The following is an 18,940-nucleotide window of genomic DNA, read 5'->3' as shown; positions in this document are numbered from 1 at the left end:
GCCGATGTTTGTAACGATCAGCCGTAATTAAACGACTGGAGCACGCCAGTCATCGGAACCCGAAGTACCGGATACTTCGTGGGTCCAGGTGATTTTGCGGTAGGTGAACTGCACTTCTTCCAGGTGGGTGAAGTGCGAGTTGCCTGGGTCCTGGCAGTTGTGCATTTTGTTGTTGATGGCGACGATGATCGCGTCTTCCAGTTTGGTGGTGTAGTAGTGCTCTTGAGTACCTTGAGCCGAAGTACGGAACCACTGGATAACGATTTCGCTCATGCGCTCGCCCGAGGTCAGAGCAGCTTGCAGCAGCGGCGAAGCCTTGTCGTAGACCTTGGTGATCACCACTGGCTTGTGAACGCGCTGACCGGTTGGCTGACCGGATTGCGGGTCACGCGGAATGATCACGTCGTGGCTGAAAGCCTGAACCATGACCTGGTCTTCGTGGCCTTCCTGGTAGGTGTTGCCAACGGAGTCGGCGGTGAAGGCGCCTGCAGTGATCAGACCTTGTTTTTCGCCGGTAACCGACATGTACGCTGGTGTTGCCATGGGATGCTCTCCTTGCGGATAAATTTAAGGTGCCCGGGAGGCGAAATCGCCCGGTGGGTGCCTGACTGTTATCAAGGAGCGTGCCAGCTTTTGTAAGGTCCCCGGGATCCGGGGGTGAAACCACTCTGGTCTGCGCTTTGTGGGATTTTTCACCGGGGATTCAGGGTAAAAGTGCGCAAGAAGTTGCGCAGTACTGCGCAACTTCTTGCGCACTTGGCTACAGGCCTTGTGGCGTAAGGGCTGTAGCGAAGTTGAGGGCTGAAAATCGAAAACAAGTGCGCAACTTCTTGCGCATCATGGCTCTTTGCCGCCATTGCCCGATCACAAATGACCGATCCATCGCCTCCTTTTTTCATTCCGTCACTGGCACGCTAGCCCCGGATTGACGGACAGTCCCACCCCAGAGCCTCCCGGCAAAAACAGCCCAGGCAGGCTTGAGGGTTATAAAGCGTCTTATAAATGAAACACCGCCCTCGGCTATACTCCCCGCATTTCGACTTAGGCACGAGGAATCACTGTGAAGAACTGGACGTTGCGCCAACGCATTTTGGCGAGCTTTGCGGTGATTATCGCCATCATGTTGCTGATGGTGGTCGTGTCGTATTCGCGGCTGCTGAAGATCGAGGCCGGTGAACAGAGCGTGCGCCAGGACGCAGTGCCTGGCGTGTATTTCAGCTCGATGATCCGTAGCGCCTGGGTCGACAGTTATCTGCAAACCCAGGAATTGCTCGGCCTGAAAAAGGGCCAGGGCATCAGCGCCGAAGATGCTGCTGACTTCAAGTCCTTTGAAGCGCGTCTTGCTGAGCAGATGGGCAATTATCAAACCACCGTGACTACCGAGCAGGACAAGACCGAGTTCGGCGTGTTTAAAGAAGACGTCCTGAACTACAACAAGATTCAGGCACAGGTGCTCGATCTGCACCAGCGCAACCTTGATGATGAAGCGGCGAAGTTGTTCAACGAACAGCTGACCCCGGCCTGGACTGCAGGCCGGATGAAACTCAACGACATCATTCGCGAGAACAAAGCCGTCGCCGATGAAGCCATGAACAACATCGACGATGCAGTGGCAGCGGCGAAAGTCAGCATGGGGATTTCCCTGCTGGTGGCGGTGCTGGCCGCGGCAGCCTGTGGCTTCCTGCTGATGCGCGCGATCATGGCGCCGATGAATCTGATCGTGCGGATTCTCGAAACCATGCGCACCGGTGACCTCAGCACGCGCCTGAACCTCGACCGCAAAGACGAATTCGGCGCAGTGGAAACCGGCTTCAACGACATGATGACCGAGCTGACTTCGCTGGTGTCCCAGGCGCAGCGCTCTTCGGTGCAGGTGACCACCTCGGTGACCGAGATCGCCGCCACCTCCAAGCAACAGCAAGCCACTGCCACCGAAACCGCCGCGACCACCACGGAAATCGGCGCGACGTCCCGTGAGATCGCCGCCACCTCGCGGGATCTGGTGCGCACCATGACCGAAGTATCGACTGCTGCCGATCAGGCCTCGGTACTTGCCGGTTCCGGCCAGCAGGGCCTGGCGCGAATGGAAGACACCATGCATTCGGTGATGGGCGCGGCGGATCTGGTCAACGCCAAACTGGCGATCCTCAACGAGAAGGCCGGCAACATCAATCAGGTGGTGGTGACCATCGTCAAGGTCGCCGACCAGACCAACCTGCTCTCGCTCAACGCGGCGATTGAAGCCGAAAAGGCCGGCGAGTACGGCCGCGGTTTTGCCGTGGTCGCCACCGAAGTGCGCCGGCTGGCGGATCAGACCGCCGTCGCCACGTATGACATCGAACAAATGGTTCGCGAGATCCAGTCGGCGGTATCCGCTGGCGTGATGGGTATGGACAAGTTCTCTGAAGAAGTGCGCCGTGGCATGTCTGAAGTGCAGCAAGTCGGTGAGCAACTGTCGCAGATCATCCACCAGGTGCAGGCGCTGGCGCCGCGGGTGTTGATGGTCAACGAAGGCATGCAGGCCCAGGCCACTGGCGCCGAGCAGATCAACCATGCGCTGGTGCAGTTGGGCGATGCCAGCAGCCAGACTGTCGAGTCGTTGCGTCAGGCCAGTTTCGCCATCGATGAACTGAGCCAGGTGGCCGTCGGGCTGCGCAGCGGCGTTTCGCGATTCAAAGTCTGATGAGCGAAATCATCGCCAAACGCAGCGCCGCGCACGTGGTGAAGCCGGCGTTGTTCCTGCTGTTTCGCATCGGCAGCGAGCGTTACGCCTTGCGTGCCACTGAGGTTGCAGAAGTCTTGCCGCGTCTGCCGTTGAAGCCGATCGCGCGGGCGCCGCAATGGGTCGCCGGGGTGTTCGCCTATCGCGGCGCAGTAGTGCCGGTGATCGACCTGAGTGCGCTGACGTTCGGCCAGTCTGCCGAGGCGCGCACCAGTACGCGATTGGTGTTGGTGCGCTACCGACCGGACGAAGCGCAGCCGGCGCAATGGCTCGGACTGATCCTTGAACAGGCCACCGACACCCTGCGCTGCCATCCGCACGAGTTTCAGCCTTACGGCCTCGACAACCGCGAGGCGCCTTACCTCGGCCCGGTGCGCGAGGATGCGCAGGGACTGGTGCAATGGGTGCGGGTCAATGATTTGCTGGATGATTCGGTGCGCACCTTGCTGTTCCCCAATCCGCCTCGTGATCCGGCGCAGCTTGAGGCGCAGTCATGAACAGCGATCAGCGCTTTTTCGATTTCCTCAAGGAGCGTATCGGCCTCGACGTCACCTCGGTCGGTCCGGCGATCATCGAGCGGGCCGTACGCCAGCGCACGACGCTCTCGCAAGCGGCGCATGCCGATGAGTATTGGCAGTTGCTGCAAGGCTCGCGGGACGAGCAGCAGGCGCTGATCGAAGCGGTGATCGTCCCCGAAACCTGGTTTTTCCGTTATCCGGAATCCTTCGCCACGCTGGGCAAACTGGCGCGCAAACGTCTGGGCGAACTGAACAATATGCGCGCGCTGCGCATCCTCAGTCTGCCGTGTTCGACCGGTGAAGAACCCTATTCGATTGCCATGGCCCTGCTCGATGCCGGGCTCAAACCGCATCAGTTCAAAGTCGACGGCATGGACGTCAGCCCGCTATCAGTGGAGAAAGCGCGGCGTGCGTTGTACGGCAAGAATTCGTTTCGCGGCCAGGATCTGGACTACCGCGAGCGGCATTTCACCCCAGAGCAGGACCGCCATCGGGTCAACGAAATCGTCCGCGAGCAGGTGCGCTTGCAGGTCGGCAATGTGCTCGATCCGACGCTGTTGGCCAACGACTCAGCCTTCGATTTCGTGTTCTGCCGCAACCTGCTGATCTATTTCGATCAGCCGACCCAGAAGCAAGTCTTCGAAGTGCTCAAGCGCCTGACGCATGTCGACGGCGTGCTGTTTATCGGCCCTGCCGAGGGCAGTCTGCTCGGGCGTCTGGGCATGCGCTCGATTGGTATCCCGCAGTCGTTTGCCTTCAGTCGCCACAGCGAGCCGCAACCCGAGCCGGTGCCCATTCCCGCGCCCGTGCCATTGCCGGTACGCCAACCGGTGCGCAGCACACCGCCGCCGCCCGTGCGCAATCGACCCTTTGCCTCCGTGACGTCGATGCCGGCGACCAGCAAAAGCGCAAATCCCGACGCGGCCACGCTGTTGGCCAACATCGCCGCACTGGCCAACGAAGGCAAAAGCGCCGAGGCCCGCGCCGCGTGCGAACAATATTTGCGCAGCCATGAACCGGTGGCGCAGGTGTTTTACTGGCTCGGCCTGCTCAGCGATGTCGCAGGCCTGGCCCTCGAAGCCCAGGGTTATTACCGCAAGGCTTTGTACCTCGAACCGCAACACCCCGAAGCGCTGATGCACCTGGCCGCCTTGTTGCAGGCCCAGGGTGACAGCGCCGGTGCCAGACGATTGCAGGAACGCGCCGCCCGCAGCGGCCGTACCGCCGACAGTGAGCGTAAACGATGATCGCGTCCGACACTTTGAACGTCACCCACGAAGACGCCCGGGCCATCGATGACTGCTGGAACCGCATCGGCATCCACGGCGACAAGTCGTGCCCGCTGCTGGAAGAACATATTCATTGCCGTAACTGTTCGGTGTATTCCGCCGCCGCCACGCGCCTGCTTGATCGCTACGCCCTGCAGCAGGACGAGCGCGATCCGGTGGCGACGGCGGTTGAACCCGATTTGAAGACCCGTTCGCTGCTGATGTTTCGTCTCGGCGAAGAATGGCTGGGGCTGGCGACTCGCAGCCTGGTTGAAGTCGCGCAGATGCAGGCTATTCATTCTTTGCCGCACCAGCGCTCACGCGCCTTGCTCGGTGTGGCGAATGTTCGCGGTGCGTTGGTGGCGTGTCTGTCGCTGGTCGAACTGCTGGATCTGGACGGCAACTCGGCTCCGGCCAACGGCGCGCGGATCATGCCGCGCATGCTGATCATTGCCGCCGATGGCGGGCCGGTCGTGGTGCCGGTGGATGAGGTTGACGGCATCCATGCCATCGATGAACGAATTCTCGACGCCGCCTCACGTTCCGGCGCGCAGGCCAACGCCAAATACACCCGTGGCGTCCTGCAATATCGGGGTCGCAGTCTGCGTTGGCTGGATGAAGAACAGCTGCTGTTCGCCGTGACCCGGAGCCTCACATGACCCCCGAGCAAATGCGCGACGCCTCCCTGCTCGAGCTGTTCAGCCTCGAAGCCGAAGCTCAGACTCAAGTGCTCAGTGCCGGGCTGCTGGCGCTGGAGCGTAATCCGACCCAGGCCGATCATCTGGAGTCGTGCATGCGTGCGGCGCACTCGCTCAAGGGCGCGGCGCGGATCGTCGGTATCGACAGCGGCGTCAGTGTCGCGCATGTGATGGAGGACTGTCTGGTCAGCGCGCAGGAAGGGCGCTTGCTGCTGCGCCCTGAACACATCGACGCGTTGTTGCAGGGCACCGACCTGCTGATGCGCATCGCGACACCGGCCAATGCGCCGCAAACGTCAGACATCGAGGCGTATGTCGCGTTGATGGGGCAGTTGCTCGATCCTTCGGCCCCGGTCGCCCCGGTCGCTGCTCCGGTCATGGCCGAATTGCAGCTTGAACCGCCGCCACGAGTCGAAGCGCCGCCCGCGCCTTCAGTGGAAATCCCTGTCGAGGTGTCGGAACCGACGCCACGCAAGAACAAACGCACCACCGAAGGTGGCGAGCGCGTATTGCGCGTCACCGCCGAACGCTTGAACAGCCTGCTCGATCTGTCGAGCAAGTCGCTGGTGGAAACCCAGCGCCTGAAACCGCATCTGGCGACCATGCAGCGCCTCAAGCGCATGCAGAACAACGGGCTGCGCGCGCTGGAAAATCTCAACGTGCATCTCAAGGAGCACGCGTTGAGCCTTGAGGCCCTGGAAGCGTTGGAAGATGCGCGGCGTCTGCTCGCCGAATCCCAGCAACTGCTGGCAGAAAAGAACGCCGAACTCGATGAGTTCGCCTGGCAGGCCAGCCAGCGCGCACAAGTGCTCTACGACACCGCGTTGGCCTGTCGCATGCGGCCATTTGCCGACGTGCTCAGCGGTCAGACGCGCATGGTGCGCGACCTGGGGCGCAGCCTCGGCAAGCAGGTGCGGCTGGAGATCGAGGGCGAGAAAACCCAGGTCGACCGCGATGTGCTGGAAAAACTCGAAGCGCCGCTCACGCATTTGTTGCGCAACGCGGTCGATCACGGCATCGAAACGCCGGAACAACGTTTGCTCAAGGGCAAATCCGAGGAAGGCCTGATCCGCCTGCGCGCCTCGCACCAGGCTGGGTTGCTGGTGCTGGAATTGAGCGACGATGGCAACGGCGTCGATCTGGAAAAGGTCCGCCGCAGCATCATCGAACGTCAATTATCCCCGGCGGAGACTGCCGCGCAGTTGAGCGAAGAAGAGCTGCTGACGTTCCTGTTTCTGCCAGGATTCAGCTTGCGCGACACCGTCACCGAAGTGTCCGGGCGAGGCGTCGGGCTTGATGCTGTTCAGCACATGGTTCGGCAATTGCGCGGCGCCGTGGTGCTGGAGCAGACGGCGGGCGAGGGCAGTCGCTTTCACCTCGAAGTACCGCTGACCCTGTCGGTGGTGCGCAGTCTGGTGGTGGAAGTCGGCGAAGAGGCCTATGCCTTCCCGCTGGCGCACATCGAACGCATGTGTGATCTGGCCCCGGACGACATTGTACAAGTCGAAGGTCGTCAGCATTTCTGGCATGAAGGCCAGCATGTCGGTCTGGTCGCGGCCAGCCAGTTGCTTAACCGTCCAGCCAGCCAGAACAGTGGCGAAACCCTCAAAGTCGTGGTGATCCGCGAGCGCGACGCGATTTACGGTGTGGCGGTTGAACGCTTCATTGGCGAGCGCACGCTGGTGGTATTGCCTCTGGACGAGCGTCTGGGCAAAGTGCAGGACATCTCTGCCGGTGCCTTGCTCGATGACGGTTCGGTGGTGCTGATCGTGGATGTCGAGGACATGCTGCGTTCGGTGGACAAACTGCTCAATACCGGCCGCCTGGAGCGCATCGCCCGCCACGGTAATCAGGCCGCAGAAGCGGCGCGCAAGCGCGTGCTGGTGGTCGACGACTCACTGACTGTGCGCGAACTGCAACGCAAGTTGCTGCTCAATCGCGGCTATGACGTGGCTGTCGCGGTGGATGGCATGGACGGCTGGAACGCACTGCGTTCGGAGGACTTCGATTTGCTCATCACCGACATCGACATGCCGCGCATGGACGGCATCGAACTGGTCACGCTGTTGCGTCGCGACAACCGTCTGCAATCGCTGCCGGTGATGGTCGTCTCGTACAAGGACCGCGAAGAGGATCGCCGCCGTGGACTGGACGCCGGCGCCGACTATTATTTAGCCAAAGCCAGTTTTCATGACGACGCCCTGCTCGACGCAGTGGTTGAGCTCATCGGAGGAGCGCGGGCATGAAGATCGCAATCGTCAACGACATGCCCATGGCGGTGGAGGCGTTGCGCCGGGCGCTGGCATTCGAGCCGGCGCATCAGGTGGTCTGGGTCGCGAAAAATGGCGCCGAGGCAGTGCAGCTATGCGCGGAAAATACCCCGGATCTGATCCTGATGGATTTGATCATGCCGGTGATGGATGGCGTCGAAGCCACCCGCCGCATCATGGCCGAGACCCCGTGCGCGATCGTCATTGTCACGGTAGATCGCCAGCAGAACGTGCACCGCGTCTTCGAGGCCATGGGCCACGGCGCGCTGGACGTGGTCGACACCCCGGCCCTCGGCGCCGGTAATGCGCAGGAAGCTGCCGCGCCCTTGCTGCGCAAGATCCTCAATATTGGCTGGTTGATCGGCGACAAAGCGCCGCGCTCGCGGCCGGCACCGACTGCCCAGCGCAGTTCGGGCTCGTGCAAGCGGCTGGTGGCAATCGGTTCCTCAGCGGGCGGGCCAGCGGCACTGGAAGTGTTGCTCAAGGGCTTGCCGCGCAACTTTTCCGCCGCCATTGTGCTGGTGCAGCATGTGGATCAGGTGTTTGCTGCCGGCATGGCCGAATGGCTGGCCAGCGCCAGCGGACTGGACGTGCGCCTCGCCCGCGAAGGCGAGCCGCCGCAAGCCGGTGCAGTGCTGTTGGCCGGCACCAACCACCATATTCGTTTATTGAAAAACGGCACGCTGGCCTACACCGCCGAACCGGTCAACGAGATCTATCGACCCTCCATCGACGTGTTTTTCGAGAGCGTTGCCAGTTACTGGAATGGTGATGCGGTCGGGGTTTTACTGACCGGGATGGGACGCGACGGGGCGCAAGGGCTTAAGCTCATGCGCCAACAGGGTTATCTGACCATCGCGCAGGATCAGCACAGCAGTGCGGTGTACGGCATGCCCAAGGCCGCCGCGGCCATTGATGCCGCCGTAGAAATTCGCCCACTGGAAAAGATAGCGCCGCGATTGCTGGAGATTTTCCCCAAATGAGCCGATTTATCCGCAATCCTGGCCCCCGCAGTACTCAGGTGACCGCCCATGAATGACTTACAGATCGACGACATTAAAACCGACGAAAACGCCGCCATGGTGTTGTTGGTGGACGATCAGGCGATGATTGGCGAAGCCGTCCGCCGTGGGCTGTCGAACGAAGAGAACATCGACTTTCACTTCTGCTCCGACCCGCATCAAGCCATCGCGCAAGCCGTGCGGATCAAGCCGACGGTAATCCTGCAGGATCTGGTGATGCCCGGCCTCGACGGCCTGAGCCTGGTGCGCGAATACCGCAATCACCCGGCCACCAAAGACATCCCGATCATCGTCCTGTCGACCAAGGAAGACCCGCTGATCAAGAGCGCGGCGTTTTCCGCAGGCGCCAACGATTATCTGGTGAAACTGCCGGACACCATCGAACTGGTGGCGCGCATCCGCTATCACTCGCGCTCCTACATGACCTTGCTGCAACGCGACGCGGCGTATCGTGCGTTGCGGGTCAGTCAGCAGCAGTTGCTCGACACCAACCTGGTACTGCAACGCCTGATGAACTCCGATGGCCTGACCGGGCTGTCCAACCGCCGTCACTTCGACGAGTACCTGGAACTGGAATGGCGCCGTTCGCTGCGTGATCAGAGCCAGTTGTCGTTGCTGATGATCGATGTCGATTACTTCAAGTCCTACAACGACACCTTCGGCCATGTCGAAGGCGACGAGGCGCTGCGCAAGGTTGCTACGGCAATCCGCGATGCCAGCGCTCGACCGTCGGATTTGCCGGCGCGTTACGGCGGTGAGGAGTTTGCCCTGGTGCTGCCGAACACCTCGCCGGGCGGTGCTCGGCTGGTGGCGGAGAAACTGCGCCAGACCGTGGCGTCGCTGAAAATTCCGCACAATACGCCTGCCGAAGGGGCGAGCCTGACCATCAGCATCGGTCTGGCGACCATGGTGCCGCAGTCGGGCAGCGATTGCCGGCTGCTGATCTCGGCGGCGGATCGCGGCTTATATCTGGCGAAGAACAATGGGCGCAATCAGGTCGGTATCGAATAGATCTCCTGTAGGAGTGAGCCTGCTCGCGATTCGATCTCTCATTCAACATCTTTGGTGTCTGACACACCGTAATCGCGAGCAGGCTCACTCCTACAGTTGAAATACGCAGGATCACTGTCAAGTGATTCGCCCCGACAGCCGCCAGACGGGCTGCCGTCACAGCTTGATTACGTTATACTCGCCGGCTTTCAAAAGTTCGCCAACGAGTGCTGCCCGTCATGGAAATCAACCCGATCCTGAACACCATCAAGGACCTGTCCGAGCGCTCCGAAACTATTCGGGGGTATCTTTGACTACGATCAAAAGCATGAGCGTCTGACTGAAGTCAATCGCGAGCTTGAAGATCCGAGTGTCTGGAACAAACCTGAATACGCCCAGGAACTGGGCCGCGAGCGCTCGGCGCTGGCGCAGATCGTCGATACCCTCGACGAACTGAACGGCGGTCTGGCCGATTGCCGTGACCTGCTGGACATGGCCGTCGAAGAAAACGACGAAGGCGCAGTGGGCGATGTTGTCGCCGAGCTGGCCCGTCTCGAGGAAAACCTCGCCAAGCTCGAATTCCGCCGCATGTTCAGCCATGAAATGGACCCGAACAACGCCTACCTGGACATCCAGGCCGGTTCCGGCGGCACCGAGGCCCAGGACTGGGCCAACATCCTGCTGCGCATGTACCTGCGCTGGGCCGACAAACGCGGTTTCGACGCGACCATCATGGAACTGTCGGCCGGTGAAGTCGCCGGTATCAAAGGCGCGACCGTGCACATCAAGGGCGAATACGCCTTTGGCTGGCTGCGGACCGAAATCGGCGTGCACCGTCTGGTGCGCAAGAGCCCGTTCGACTCCGGCAACCGTCGCCATACTTCTTTCTCCGCGGTTTTCGTCTCGCCAGAGATCGACGACAAGGTGGAAATCGAAATCAACCCGGCAGACCTGCGGATCGACACCTATCGTTCCTCCGGTGCCGGTGGTCAGCACGTAAACACCACCGACTCGGCCGTACGTATCACTCACGTACCGACCAACACCGTGGTCAGCTGCCAGAACGAACGTTCCCAGCACGCCAACAAGGACACCGCCATGAAAATGCTGCGGGCCAAGTTGTACGAGCAGGAAATGCAGAAACGCAACGCGGCGTCCCAGGCGCTGGAAGACACCAAGTCCGACATCGGCTGGGGTCACCAGATCCGCTCTTACGTTCTCGACGCCTCGCGCATCAAGGACCTGCGGACCAACATCGAACGCAGCGACTGCGACAAGGTGCTCGATGGCGACATCGACGAATACCTGGAAGCCAGCCTGAAATCGGGGCTGTAAGAAATAAGCTGCAGGATCGCTGATTCAACACGATCCCTGCAGGAGTGGGCCTGCCCGCGATCCCCAGCCGCAGGCTGGGGGCAACGAACCTGTGATGGAAAATTTAAAGACATGAGCGACCAACAACTCGATCCGCAAGCCCTGCAACAGGAAGAAAACTCCCTGATCGCCCTGCGCAAGGAAAAGCTTGCTGCCGAGCGCGCCAAGGGCAATGCCTTCCCGAACGACTTCCGCCGCGAAAACTACTGCGAAGAACTGCAGAAGAAATACGCGGACAAGACCAAGGAAGAGCTGGCAGAGGCTGCAATTCCGGTCAAGGTTGCCGGTCGCATCATGCTCAACCGTGGCTCGTTCATGGTGATTCAGGACATGACCGGCCGCATTCAGGTCTACGTCAACCGTAAGACCCTGTCCGAAGACACCCTGGCCGCGGTGAAAACCTGGGACATGGGCGACATTATTGCCGCCGTCGGCACCCTGGCCCGTTCCGGCAAGGGCGACCTGTACGTTGAAATGACCGAAGTGCGCCTGCTGACCAAGTCGCTGCGCCCACTGCCGGACAAACACCACGGCCTGACCGACACCGAACAGCGCTACCGTCAGCGTTACGTTGACCTGATCGTCAACGAAGAAGTGCGCCAGACGTTCCGCGTGCGCTCGCAAGTGATCGCGCACATCCGCAGCTTCCTGATGAAGCGCGACTTCCTCGAAGTCGAAACGCCGATGCTGCAGACCATCCCGGGCGGCGCCGCAGCCAAGCCGTTCGAAACCCACCACAACGCGCTGGACATGGAAATGTTCCTGCGTATCGCGCCTGAGCTGTATCTGAAGCGTCTGGTGGTCGGTGGTTTTGAAAAGGTTTTCGAGATCAACCGCAACTTCCGTAACGAAGGCGTTTCGACTCGTCACAACCCTGAATTCACCATGTTGGAGTTCTACCAGGCTTACGCCGACTACGAAGACAACATGGACCTGACCGAAGAACTGTTCCGCGAGCTGGCGCAGCTGGTTCTGGGCAGCACCGACGTGCCGTACGGCGACAAGGTGTTCCACTTCGGCGAGCCGTTCGTGCGTCTGTCGGTATTCGACTCGATCCTCAAGTACAACCCTGAGCTGACCGCCGATGACCTGAACGACATCGACAAGGCGCGCGCCATCGCCAAGAAGGCCGGCGCCAAGGTGCTGGGCTTCGAAGGTCTGGGTAAGCTGCAGGTGATGATTTTCGAAGAACTGGTCGAGCACAAGCTGGAACAGCCGCACTTCATTACTCAGTACCCGTTCGAAGTGTCGCCGCTGGCTCGTCGCAACGACGACAACCCGAACGTCACCGACCGCTTCGAGCTGTTCATCGGCGGCCGTGAAATCGCCAACGCCTACTCCGAGCTGAACGACGCGGAAGACCAGGCCGAGCGCTTCATGGCGCAGGTGGCCGACAAGGACGCCGGCGACGACGAAGCCATGCACTACGACGCCGACTTCGTGCGCGCGCTGGAGTACGGCATGCCGCCAACGGCCGGTGAAGGTATCGGCATCGACCGTCTGGTGATGTTGTTGACCAACTCGCCGTCGATCCGCGATGTGATCCTGTTCCCGCACATGCGACCGCAAGCGTAAACGTTTCAGTTAAAAAGCCGCCTAAAACAGGCGGCTTTTTATTGCCTGTCTGGTACAAATGTATCAATTGGTTACTTTTGAAATAGCAGAGGAAGTCCTGTCGTGATGGTTGCAATCGCTCAAGAAGGTGCAGCGGGTATCGCCACTGCGGTCGCTGAAAGTGTTCAGTACCAGGGCCGCAAGGCCAGCCGACAGGGCAGCGAACAGCGTCGCCAGGACATTCTCGATGCGGCGATGCGCATCGTTGTGCGTGACGGTGTGCGCGCCGTGCGTCACCGCGCAGTGGCCGCCGAGGCCGGTGTGCCGCTGTCGGCGACCACGTATTACTTCAAGGACATCGATGACCTGCTCACGGATACCTTCGCTCAGTATGTCGAGCGCAGCGCGGCCTACATGGCCAAGCTGTGGGTCAACAACGAAGGCCTGTTGCGTGAAATGGTGGTCAGCGGTGACGGCAGCCCCGAGTCGCGCTCGCAACTGGCGGACGACATTGCGCGGTTGATGGCCGATTACGTGCATCGGCAACTGGTCAATCGTCGCGAGCATCTGATGGCCGAACAGGCCTTCCGCCAGGAGGCGCTGCTCAACCCGCGTCTGGCGATTCTGGTGCGTTCCCATCAGCAGATTCTGTTGCAGGGCACTTGCCAGTTGTTCCAGGTATTGGGCTCGCGTGAACCGCAGCAGGATGCCAAGGTGTTGACGGCGATTATCGGACGGATGGAATATCAGGGCCTGCTCAACGACGCCGAGCCTTTGGCCGAACAGGACATGCTCGGCATTCTGACGCGATACATGCACCTGGTGCTCGCGTCGGTGTGACGCAATGCCCATGTGGGAGTGAGCCTGCTCGCGATTGCGGTGTATCAGACAACTAAAATGTTGAATGCAAATCCGCTATCGCGAGCAGGCTCACTCCTACAGAGAAACGCGATCACCATTAGGGCAAGGTGTGTTCATAGGGAGTGTTGAATGAAAGCCTGGCGTGGCGTGCTGATCGCCTTGTCGTTCCTGCTGCTCAGTGGCTGTCTGGTGACCTTCAAGGAGCCGCTGCCTGCCAGTGATCCGGCGCCCAAGGGCTTGCTCGGCAAATGGTCGAGCACCAATGCCTGGGGCGAGCCGATGAACCTTGAGCTGACGCGGCTGGGTCACGACCGCTATCAGGCCGTCACCTGGTTCAGGGCCAAACCCCGCGAACGCGAAGCCTATCCGTTCACCGTGTCGCACCATGGCAGCCGCTGGTATCTGTCAGCGAAAGTGCCAGCACGCTACGGCGGCCACTACACCATTGCCGGATTCGAACTCACCGACAAACACGAACTGGTGGTGTACAACCTCGATCTCGAGCAGATCAATCAAGCGATCAAGCAAAAAGCCCTCGACGGTCAGGCCTTCCAGACCGACGATGGCGACGGCGTGGCGGTCGACAGCAGCCTCGACAAGGTCTTTGCTTACCTCGATGATCCAGCCAATTCCGATGTTTTCGTCGAAGCGGCGCGCTATCAGCGCCAGGCTCGCGCCAAATAATTCAGTACGTCAGGTTTTCTACAGGAGTTTCGGGTGGACGATTACCAGCAGTCGATACGCATATTGTCTGATCGCATCGTGCTGGCGCAGACGCCGATCCGCGTCCTCGATGCCGTCAAATGGGACGAGAACATCCGCAAGGGTTTCCTCAAGGCCAAGGGCAAGGAAATGCCGGCGGTGGATCGTGACTACTACCTCAATCGGCCGCTGTCGTTCGATTCGAGCAAGGTCAAACTGGAGTTCCAGAACATCGAGCGCGACATCACCCGCCAGCTCGGCCAGTTCAACCCGGTCGGGCAGATCATGCGGCGTATGTGCAAGGAGTACCGCATGGTCGTGCGCATGCTCGAAGCGCGCGGCACCGAGGATTTCGGCCTGATCTCGCAAGAGCTGTACGGCGCCGCGTCCGACGCGTTTCACGCCGGTGATCCGACCCTGGCCGACCTCGGCCTGATGATGTCCGACTATTTGAACAACATCGATGGCCGTGGCGACCTGAAGGACGAGCCAAAAATTCTCACCGCCAAAGATGCCGTGCACCTGCTGCAAACGCGCTTGAACAAGGTGTTTGGCGAGGCTGAGGAAACGATCCGCGTGTTCGAGTCCGACGGCATCGTTGCCGACGCGGCGGCGGGCGCCGATTACATCAAGATTCGCACCGACGCGATGTTCAACGACCGCGACGTGCGCGCACTGGAAGTTCACGAAGGCCTGGTGCACGTCGGCACCACGCTCAACGGTTTGAACCAGCCGATCTGCACTTTCCTGTCCAAAGGCCCGCCCTCGTCGACGGTGACGCAGGAAGGTTTGGCGATCCTCATGGAAATCATCACCTTCGCCTCCTATCCGAGCCGCCTGCGCAAACTGACCAACCGTACCCGCGCCATTCATATGGTCGAGGAGGGCGCGGACTTCCTGCAGGTGTTCGAGTTCTTCCGCGAGCAGGGTTTCGAAATGGCGGAAAGCTACGGCAACGCCAGTCGGGTTTTCCGTGGATCGACGCCGACCGGTCTGCCATTCACCAAAGACTTGTCCTACCTCAAGGGCTTTATCATGGTTTACAACTACATTCAGTTGGCCGTGCGTAAAGGCAAGCTTGAACAGATTCCGCTGTTGTTCTGTGGCAAGACCACGCTTGAGGACATGCGTACCCTGCGCCAATTGGTCGATGAGGGGCTGGTGGTGCCGCCGAAGTATTTGCCGGACCAGTTCCGCGACTTGAACGCGCTGTCGGCGTGGATGTGCTTCTCCAACTTCCTCAACCATTTGAGCCTGGACCGGATCGAAGCGGACTATTCCAACATCCTCTAGATCACAATAAATCCCCTGTAGGAGTGAGCCTGCTCGCGATAGCGGTGTGTCAATCAACATGTATATCGACTGACACACCGCTATCGCGAGCAGGCTCACTCCTACAGGTTTGTTCTGAATTCCAACCTGAATTTTTGCGAGGTTTCACCGGATGAGAATCCTCGGCATCTTCTGCCTGCTCCTGACCCTCAGCGGTTGCAGTTCGTTGTTGTTCTACCCCGAGCCCGGTCAAATCTTCACACCGGAAAAAGCCAAACTCGAATACCGCACCGTTACGCTGATAACGGCGGACGGCTTGAAGCTCAACGCCTGGTGGCTACCGGCCAAACCGGGTGTCGAGGTCAAAGGCACCGTCCTGCACCTGCACGGCAACGGCGGTAATTTGCCGATGCACTTGGGTGGCAGTTGGTGGCTGCCGAAAAACGGCTACCAAGTGTTGCTGGTGGACTATCGCGGTTATGGCTTGTCCGAAGGTGAACCGAGCCTGCCGGCGATCTATCAGGACATCGACGCCGCATTCGCCTGGCTCGACAAGGCCCCTGAGGTCAAAGGCAAGCCGCTGATCCTGCTCGGCCAGAGCCTCGGAGGCTCGATGGCCGTGCATTGGCTGGTGCAGCATCCAGAGCGGCAGAAGCAACTCAAAGCCCTGGTGCTCGACGGCGTACCCGCCAGTTATCGCAGCGTCGGCCAATATGCGCTCAGTACGTCCTGGTTGACCTGGCCATTCCAGGTGCCGCTGTCGTGGCTGGTACCGGATGGTGACAGTGCGATCAACTCGATGCCGCAGCTCAATGGCGTACCGAAACTGATTTTCCACAGCATCGACGATCCGCTGGTGCCGCTTTCCAACGGTATCCGCTTGTATCAAGCTGCGCCGCCACCGCGCGTGCTGCAACTGACCCGTGGCGGTCATGTGCAGACCTTCGGCGACCCGGTGTGGCGTCAGGTGATGCTGCGCTACCTCGACGATCCCGAGCATTTCAACGGCCTGCGCCGCTTGGGCGAAATCCCCAATTACCCGCAACCCCCGAATTCTGAAGATGAGAGTCCGCAATGAGTGAAGAACGTAACGCCATCCCGCTGATCATCACCGGTATCTGCAGCATCCTCGGCACCGTCGGCGCCCTGTGGTACTACGGCTACCTGCACTTCGCCAAACCCGAGGATGCGTTGCTGCTCAACGAATTCACCATGCTCAAGACCATTCCCGGCGAAGACTACAAAGTCTCGCTGGACCCGGCGCCGCAGGTCGCGCAGTGCATTGATGGCGTGCTGGTGTTGTTCGACACCGAACAGAAAGGCCTGACCGGCGTGCTGATCAACGCACAGAAAAAAGCCGTGCGCTGCATGGGCGAAGAGACCCCGCAAAAACTCGAGCAGTAACCCGATTAAACTGTGGGAGCGAGCCTGCTCGCGAATACGCATTCACCGTCAGCATGGATGTTGACTGAGACACTGCTTTCGCGAGCAGGCTCGCTCCCACAAGTGAATTGTGATCGTGCATGAAAAAGCCCCGCCTGACTCAGTCAGGCGGGGCTTTTGCGTTACAGCGTGCGGCTTAGTTCGAGCTGACAGCCGAACGTGGCATCACTGGCTGGTTGTCGTTGGAAATGGTCACTTCTACACGACGGTTCATCGCACGGCCGGAAACGCTGCCGTTATCGGCAACCGGGTATTCCTTGCCGTAGCCCTGGATGACGATGCGTGCTGGATCAACACCCATTTTCACCAGCGCGGTGCGCACGGAGTTGGCGCGACGCTCGGACAGCGACTGGTTGTGGCTGGCGGTACCGGTGCTGTCGGTGTAGCCCTCGACGATCACTTTGCGATCCGGGTTTTCCTGGAGGAATTGCGCCAGTTTGTTGATGTTCACCAGACCGCTGGATTTCAGGTCGGCACGGTCGGTGGCGAACAGCACGTCACCGAAAGTCACCAGCGTACCGCGATCGGTCTGTTTCGCGTTGAGGCTGTCCTGCAGCTGCTTGATCTGTTGATCGCGAGCGTCCAGACGCGCCTGAGCACGTTGGGCAGCGGCGTTCTTCAGATTGTTTTCAGCGGTGCGCAGGGCGATGGTCTGCTTGGCCACTTCCACGCGCTGATTGGTCAGGTAAGCCAGTTGGTCAACCTTGGCGGCGTCTTGTTTATCCAGATAAGCCTTGTCGGCCTTGTCCAGGTAATCGCTGGCGTCTTTGGTTTCCAGCGCCGCGACTTTGCTCGCCTGCGGGTTGGCTTGCAGCCCGGCGTAGTTGGTGCGCGCCTGTTCCAGATTAGGGTTAGGCGGGGTGGAGCAGGCAGCCAGGGCAACGCTTGCAGCCAGGAGAGCGGGGATCATCAGTTGCTTACGCATAATTTGTCGTCCTTTCTATTCAATAAAAGTTTCAGCTTTGCGGTCGGGATGCGCGCTTATTGCACTGGGCGCTGACTTTCCTGACGCAGTTCCTGAACACCTTTCTGGGAATCCTTCACAGCCAGTTCGGCCTTGGCTGCCTGAGCCTTGCGTTCGGCGACGCGAGCGTCCCACTCGGCCTGTTCGGACAGGCGACGGGCCTCGTCATACTTCTTGTCGTGCATGGCGATTTCGGCTTGTTTCAATTTGTCCTGCGCTTGCTTCATTTCGACGGCAGCGAATTCGGTACCGCCGGCGCTGACAGCGCTATTGACCGCCGATTGAGTCACCGCGTACTGCTCGGTCGGTGGGTTACCGGCGCAACCGGCCAGTACGAAGCTGGTGCCGATTGCCAGGGCGGCCAGTTTCAGACCGCGCAGGTGGGTAAACGAGGTTTGGTTTTTCATGGTCTTCAACTCCATTAGGCATCTCCTGAAAACAACTGAATCCATCCTGGTCGAGGAGCCTTAAGCGTCGTGTGAAAGCGCGTTTTTGAAACGCTCGTTCCAGGCGTGGTTACAGGTTCCGACCGGAGGCGTTTTTCAAAAGTTCAGAAAAGATGGCCTATCGCCAAAAAAAACTTTGACCGAATGGACAAGGCTCTAAAGCGGGAACTTTGGCGGTGTGGAGTGGTACGCGCGGGGTTTCCAGAACCCGAAAACACCCCGTTTTCTGGCTGAAAATACGATCCTTGTAGGAGTGAGCCTGCTCGCGATAGCGGTGTATCAGGCAACAAAAATGTTGAATGAAAAACCGCTATCGCGAGCAGGCTCACTCCTACAATTTGATAGGTGGTGTGTCAGTGTTTCTGTTTGCCGGCAGTGGCCGAAAGGTCATGCAAATGCCTTCTCGAAAGCGCGAGAAAACGCGGCGTCGGCCCGACGTCTTCATACAGCGGATCACCTTCCTCATCCGTCGCCACCACGGTCGAGCCCTTCACATATGGCAGGCTCGCTTCGAACTCCTCAAGCGCTGCGCCGATCAGTTCGCCAAGCAGTTCTTCGGGGTGGCGTTTGGGGTACATCTCGGCAATCGCCGCCAGGCGCGCAGCAGCCTCGACATCCAGATGAATCGTGTAGCCAGTGTCGGTCAGGCGACCCTTGGCGTTTTCTTCCCAATGCTGGGCGAGTTCACGGATTTTCATAGAAACCTCATGTCGCGCCTGCGGGTGGCAGGCCTTGGTGAGTGTCCGGTCGGGGCCGGCGGCAAGCCGTTGTGCGGCTTACTGTTGAGACTAGCTTTCGGCCACAAGGTTTAAAGTCCCTTCGTCGGCCTGCTTGTA

Annotated in this window: 18 protein-coding genes; 14 read left to right on the top strand and 4 right to left on the bottom strand. The window is 60.0% G+C overall.

Annotated elements, in window-relative coordinates; all coding sequences use genetic code 11:
* Positions 1-27: 27 nt before the first annotated feature.
* A complete protein-coding gene (locus JFT86_RS00915) occupies positions 28-543 on the bottom strand; it encodes an Hcp family type VI secretion system effector (protein ID WP_007919523.1) in 516 nt (171 codons plus the stop codon).
* Positions 544-1,060: 517 nt separating this feature from the next.
* Here JFT86_RS00915 and JFT86_RS00910 point away from each other — a divergent pair.
* The 14 genes from JFT86_RS00910 to JFT86_RS00845 all read left to right on the top strand — a co-directional run bounded on the left by JFT86_RS00910 (position 1,061) and on the right by JFT86_RS00845 (position 16,655).
* A complete protein-coding gene (locus JFT86_RS00910) occupies positions 1,061-2,683 on the top strand; it encodes a methyl-accepting chemotaxis protein (RefSeq protein ID WP_201235056.1) in 1,623 nt (540 codons plus the stop codon).
* Positions 2,683-3,219: a chemotaxis protein CheW gene (locus JFT86_RS00905; RefSeq protein WP_201235055.1), complete on the top strand. Its 537-nt coding sequence runs from the start codon at positions 2,683-2,685 to the stop codon at positions 3,217-3,219. Before JFT86_RS00910 ends, JFT86_RS00905 begins: the two co-directional genes overlap by 1 nt.
* A complete protein-coding gene (locus tag JFT86_RS00900; protein WP_201235054.1) occupies positions 3,216-4,487 on the top strand; it encodes a CheR family methyltransferase in 1,272 nt (423 codons plus the stop codon). Before JFT86_RS00905 ends, JFT86_RS00900 begins: the two co-directional genes overlap by 4 nt.
* The gene (locus tag JFT86_RS00895) at positions 4,484-5,167 is read left to right on the top strand and encodes a chemotaxis protein CheW (protein WP_201235053.1); all 684 of its coding nucleotides are present in this window, start codon (positions 4,484-4,486) and stop codon (positions 5,165-5,167) included. The genes JFT86_RS00900 and JFT86_RS00895 overlap by 4 nt, the downstream gene beginning before the upstream one ends.
* Positions 5,164-7,452 (top strand): hybrid sensor histidine kinase/response regulator, encoded by a 2,289-nt coding sequence (locus JFT86_RS00890; RefSeq protein ID WP_201235052.1) that lies wholly within the window; start codon positions 5,164-5,166, stop codon positions 7,450-7,452. The genes JFT86_RS00895 and JFT86_RS00890 overlap by 4 nt, the downstream gene beginning before the upstream one ends.
* Positions 7,449-8,459 (top strand): chemotaxis response regulator protein-glutamate methylesterase, encoded by a 1,011-nt coding sequence (locus JFT86_RS00885; RefSeq protein ID WP_201235051.1) that lies wholly within the window; start codon positions 7,449-7,451, stop codon positions 8,457-8,459. Before JFT86_RS00890 ends, JFT86_RS00885 begins: the two co-directional genes overlap by 4 nt.
* 48 nt (positions 8,460-8,507) lie before the next feature.
* Entirely contained in the window at positions 8,508-9,509 is a 1,002-nt protein-coding gene (locus tag JFT86_RS00880; RefSeq protein ID WP_201235050.1) for a PleD family two-component system response regulator, read from the top strand.
* 218 nt (positions 9,510-9,727) lie between these two features.
* Positions 9,728-10,823 (top strand): peptide chain release factor 2 gene (prfB, locus tag JFT86_RS00875; protein ID WP_103485386.1). Its coding sequence is split into 2 segments (ribosomal slippage): positions 9,728-9,799 and positions 9,801-10,823, totalling 1,095 coding nucleotides; the frame shifts between segments, so codons are not numbered across the junction.
* 111 nt (positions 10,824-10,934) lie between these two features.
* Positions 10,935-12,437: a lysine--tRNA ligase gene (lysS, locus tag JFT86_RS00870; RefSeq protein ID WP_166223072.1), complete on the top strand. Its 1,503-nt coding sequence runs from the start codon at positions 10,935-10,937 to the stop codon at positions 12,435-12,437.
* Between the two features lie 105 nt (positions 12,438-12,542).
* Positions 12,543-13,256, top strand: a complete 714-nt coding sequence (locus JFT86_RS00865) for a TetR family transcriptional regulator (RefSeq protein ID WP_201238535.1) — start codon at positions 12,543-12,545, stop codon at positions 13,254-13,256.
* A 150-nt stretch (positions 13,257-13,406) separates the two neighbouring features.
* Complete coding sequence (locus JFT86_RS00860) at positions 13,407-13,961, top strand: hypothetical protein (RefSeq protein ID WP_201235049.1); 555 nt, start codon at positions 13,407-13,409, stop codon at positions 13,959-13,961.
* Positions 13,962-13,994: 33 nt separating this feature from the next.
* Entirely contained in the window at positions 13,995-15,272 is a 1,278-nt protein-coding gene (locus tag JFT86_RS00855; protein ID WP_201235048.1) for a flavohemoglobin expression-modulating QEGLA motif protein, read from the top strand.
* A 151-nt stretch (positions 15,273-15,423) separates the two neighbouring features.
* Positions 15,424-16,329 (top strand): alpha/beta hydrolase, encoded by a 906-nt coding sequence (locus JFT86_RS00850; protein ID WP_201235047.1) that lies wholly within the window; start codon positions 15,424-15,426, stop codon positions 16,327-16,329.
* The gene (locus JFT86_RS00845; RefSeq protein ID WP_201235046.1) at positions 16,326-16,655 is read left to right on the top strand and encodes a hypothetical protein; all 330 of its coding nucleotides are present in this window, start codon (positions 16,326-16,328) and stop codon (positions 16,653-16,655) included. Before JFT86_RS00850 ends, JFT86_RS00845 begins: the two co-directional genes overlap by 4 nt.
* Before the next feature lie 175 nt (positions 16,656-16,830).
* Here the strand turns inward: JFT86_RS00845 and JFT86_RS00840 are convergent, their stop codons facing one another.
* The 3 genes from JFT86_RS00840 to JFT86_RS00830 form a co-directional block, all read right to left on the bottom strand.
* Positions 16,831-17,619, bottom strand: a complete 789-nt coding sequence (locus JFT86_RS00840; protein ID WP_123536654.1) for an OmpA family protein — start codon at positions 17,617-17,619, stop codon at positions 16,831-16,833.
* Between the two features lie 56 nt (positions 17,620-17,675).
* Entirely contained in the window at positions 17,676-18,080 is a 405-nt protein-coding gene (locus JFT86_RS00835; protein WP_103303066.1) for a DUF4398 domain-containing protein, read from the bottom strand.
* A gap of 377 nt (positions 18,081-18,457) precedes the next feature.
* Positions 18,458-18,802, bottom strand: a complete 345-nt coding sequence (locus JFT86_RS00830; protein WP_201235045.1) for a pilin assembly protein — start codon at positions 18,800-18,802, stop codon at positions 18,458-18,460.
* Positions 18,803-18,940 lie beyond the last annotated feature (138 nt).

This window comes from Pseudomonas sp. TH06, from assembly GCF_016651305.1.
Classification (GTDB): domain Bacteria; phylum Pseudomonadota; class Gammaproteobacteria; order Pseudomonadales; family Pseudomonadaceae; genus Aquipseudomonas.
Note: the sequence above shows the minus strand (reverse complement) of the source record. Positions and strands in the feature narration are given on the sequence as shown.

Excerpts from the sequence above, each read along its gene's own strand:
- JFT86_RS00840 (WP_123536654.1), bottom strand. The coding sequence starts at position 17,619 with ATGCGTAAGCAACTGATGATCCCCGCTCTCCTGGCTGCAAGCGTTGCC.
- JFT86_RS00900 (WP_201235054.1), top strand. The coding sequence starts at position 3,216 with ATGAACAGCGATCAGCGCTTTTTCGATTTCCTCAAGGAGCGTATCGGC.
- JFT86_RS00835 (WP_103303066.1), bottom strand. The coding sequence starts at position 18,080 with ATGGAGTTGAAGACCATGAAAAACCAAACCTCGTTTACCCACCTGCGC.
- JFT86_RS00890 (WP_201235052.1), top strand. The coding sequence starts at position 5,164 with ATGACCCCCGAGCAAATGCGCGACGCCTCCCTGCTCGAGCTGTTCAGC.
- JFT86_RS00860 (WP_201235049.1), top strand. The coding sequence starts at position 13,407 with ATGAAAGCCTGGCGTGGCGTGCTGATCGCCTTGTCGTTCCTGCTGCTC.
- JFT86_RS00830 (WP_201235045.1), bottom strand. The coding sequence starts at position 18,802 with ATGAAAATCCGTGAACTCGCCCAGCATTGGGAAGAAAACGCCAAGGGT.
- lysS (WP_166223072.1), top strand. The coding sequence starts at position 10,935 with ATGAGCGACCAACAACTCGATCCGCAAGCCCTGCAACAGGAAGAAAAC.
- JFT86_RS00905 (WP_201235055.1), top strand. The coding sequence starts at position 2,683 with ATGAGCGAAATCATCGCCAAACGCAGCGCCGCGCACGTGGTGAAGCCG.
- JFT86_RS00850 (WP_201235047.1), top strand. The coding sequence starts at position 15,424 with ATGAGAATCCTCGGCATCTTCTGCCTGCTCCTGACCCTCAGCGGTTGC.
- JFT86_RS00865 (WP_201238535.1), top strand. The coding sequence starts at position 12,543 with ATGGTTGCAATCGCTCAAGAAGGTGCAGCGGGTATCGCCACTGCGGTC.
- JFT86_RS00845 (WP_201235046.1), top strand. The coding sequence starts at position 16,326 with ATGAGTGAAGAACGTAACGCCATCCCGCTGATCATCACCGGTATCTGC.
- JFT86_RS00880 (WP_201235050.1), top strand. The coding sequence starts at position 8,508 with ATGAATGACTTACAGATCGACGACATTAAAACCGACGAAAACGCCGCC.
- JFT86_RS00915 (WP_007919523.1), bottom strand. The coding sequence starts at position 543 with ATGGCAACACCAGCGTACATGTCGGTTACCGGCGAAAAACAAGGTCTG.
- JFT86_RS00885 (WP_201235051.1), top strand. The coding sequence starts at position 7,449 with ATGAAGATCGCAATCGTCAACGACATGCCCATGGCGGTGGAGGCGTTG.
- JFT86_RS00895 (WP_201235053.1), top strand. The coding sequence starts at position 4,484 with ATGATCGCGTCCGACACTTTGAACGTCACCCACGAAGACGCCCGGGCC.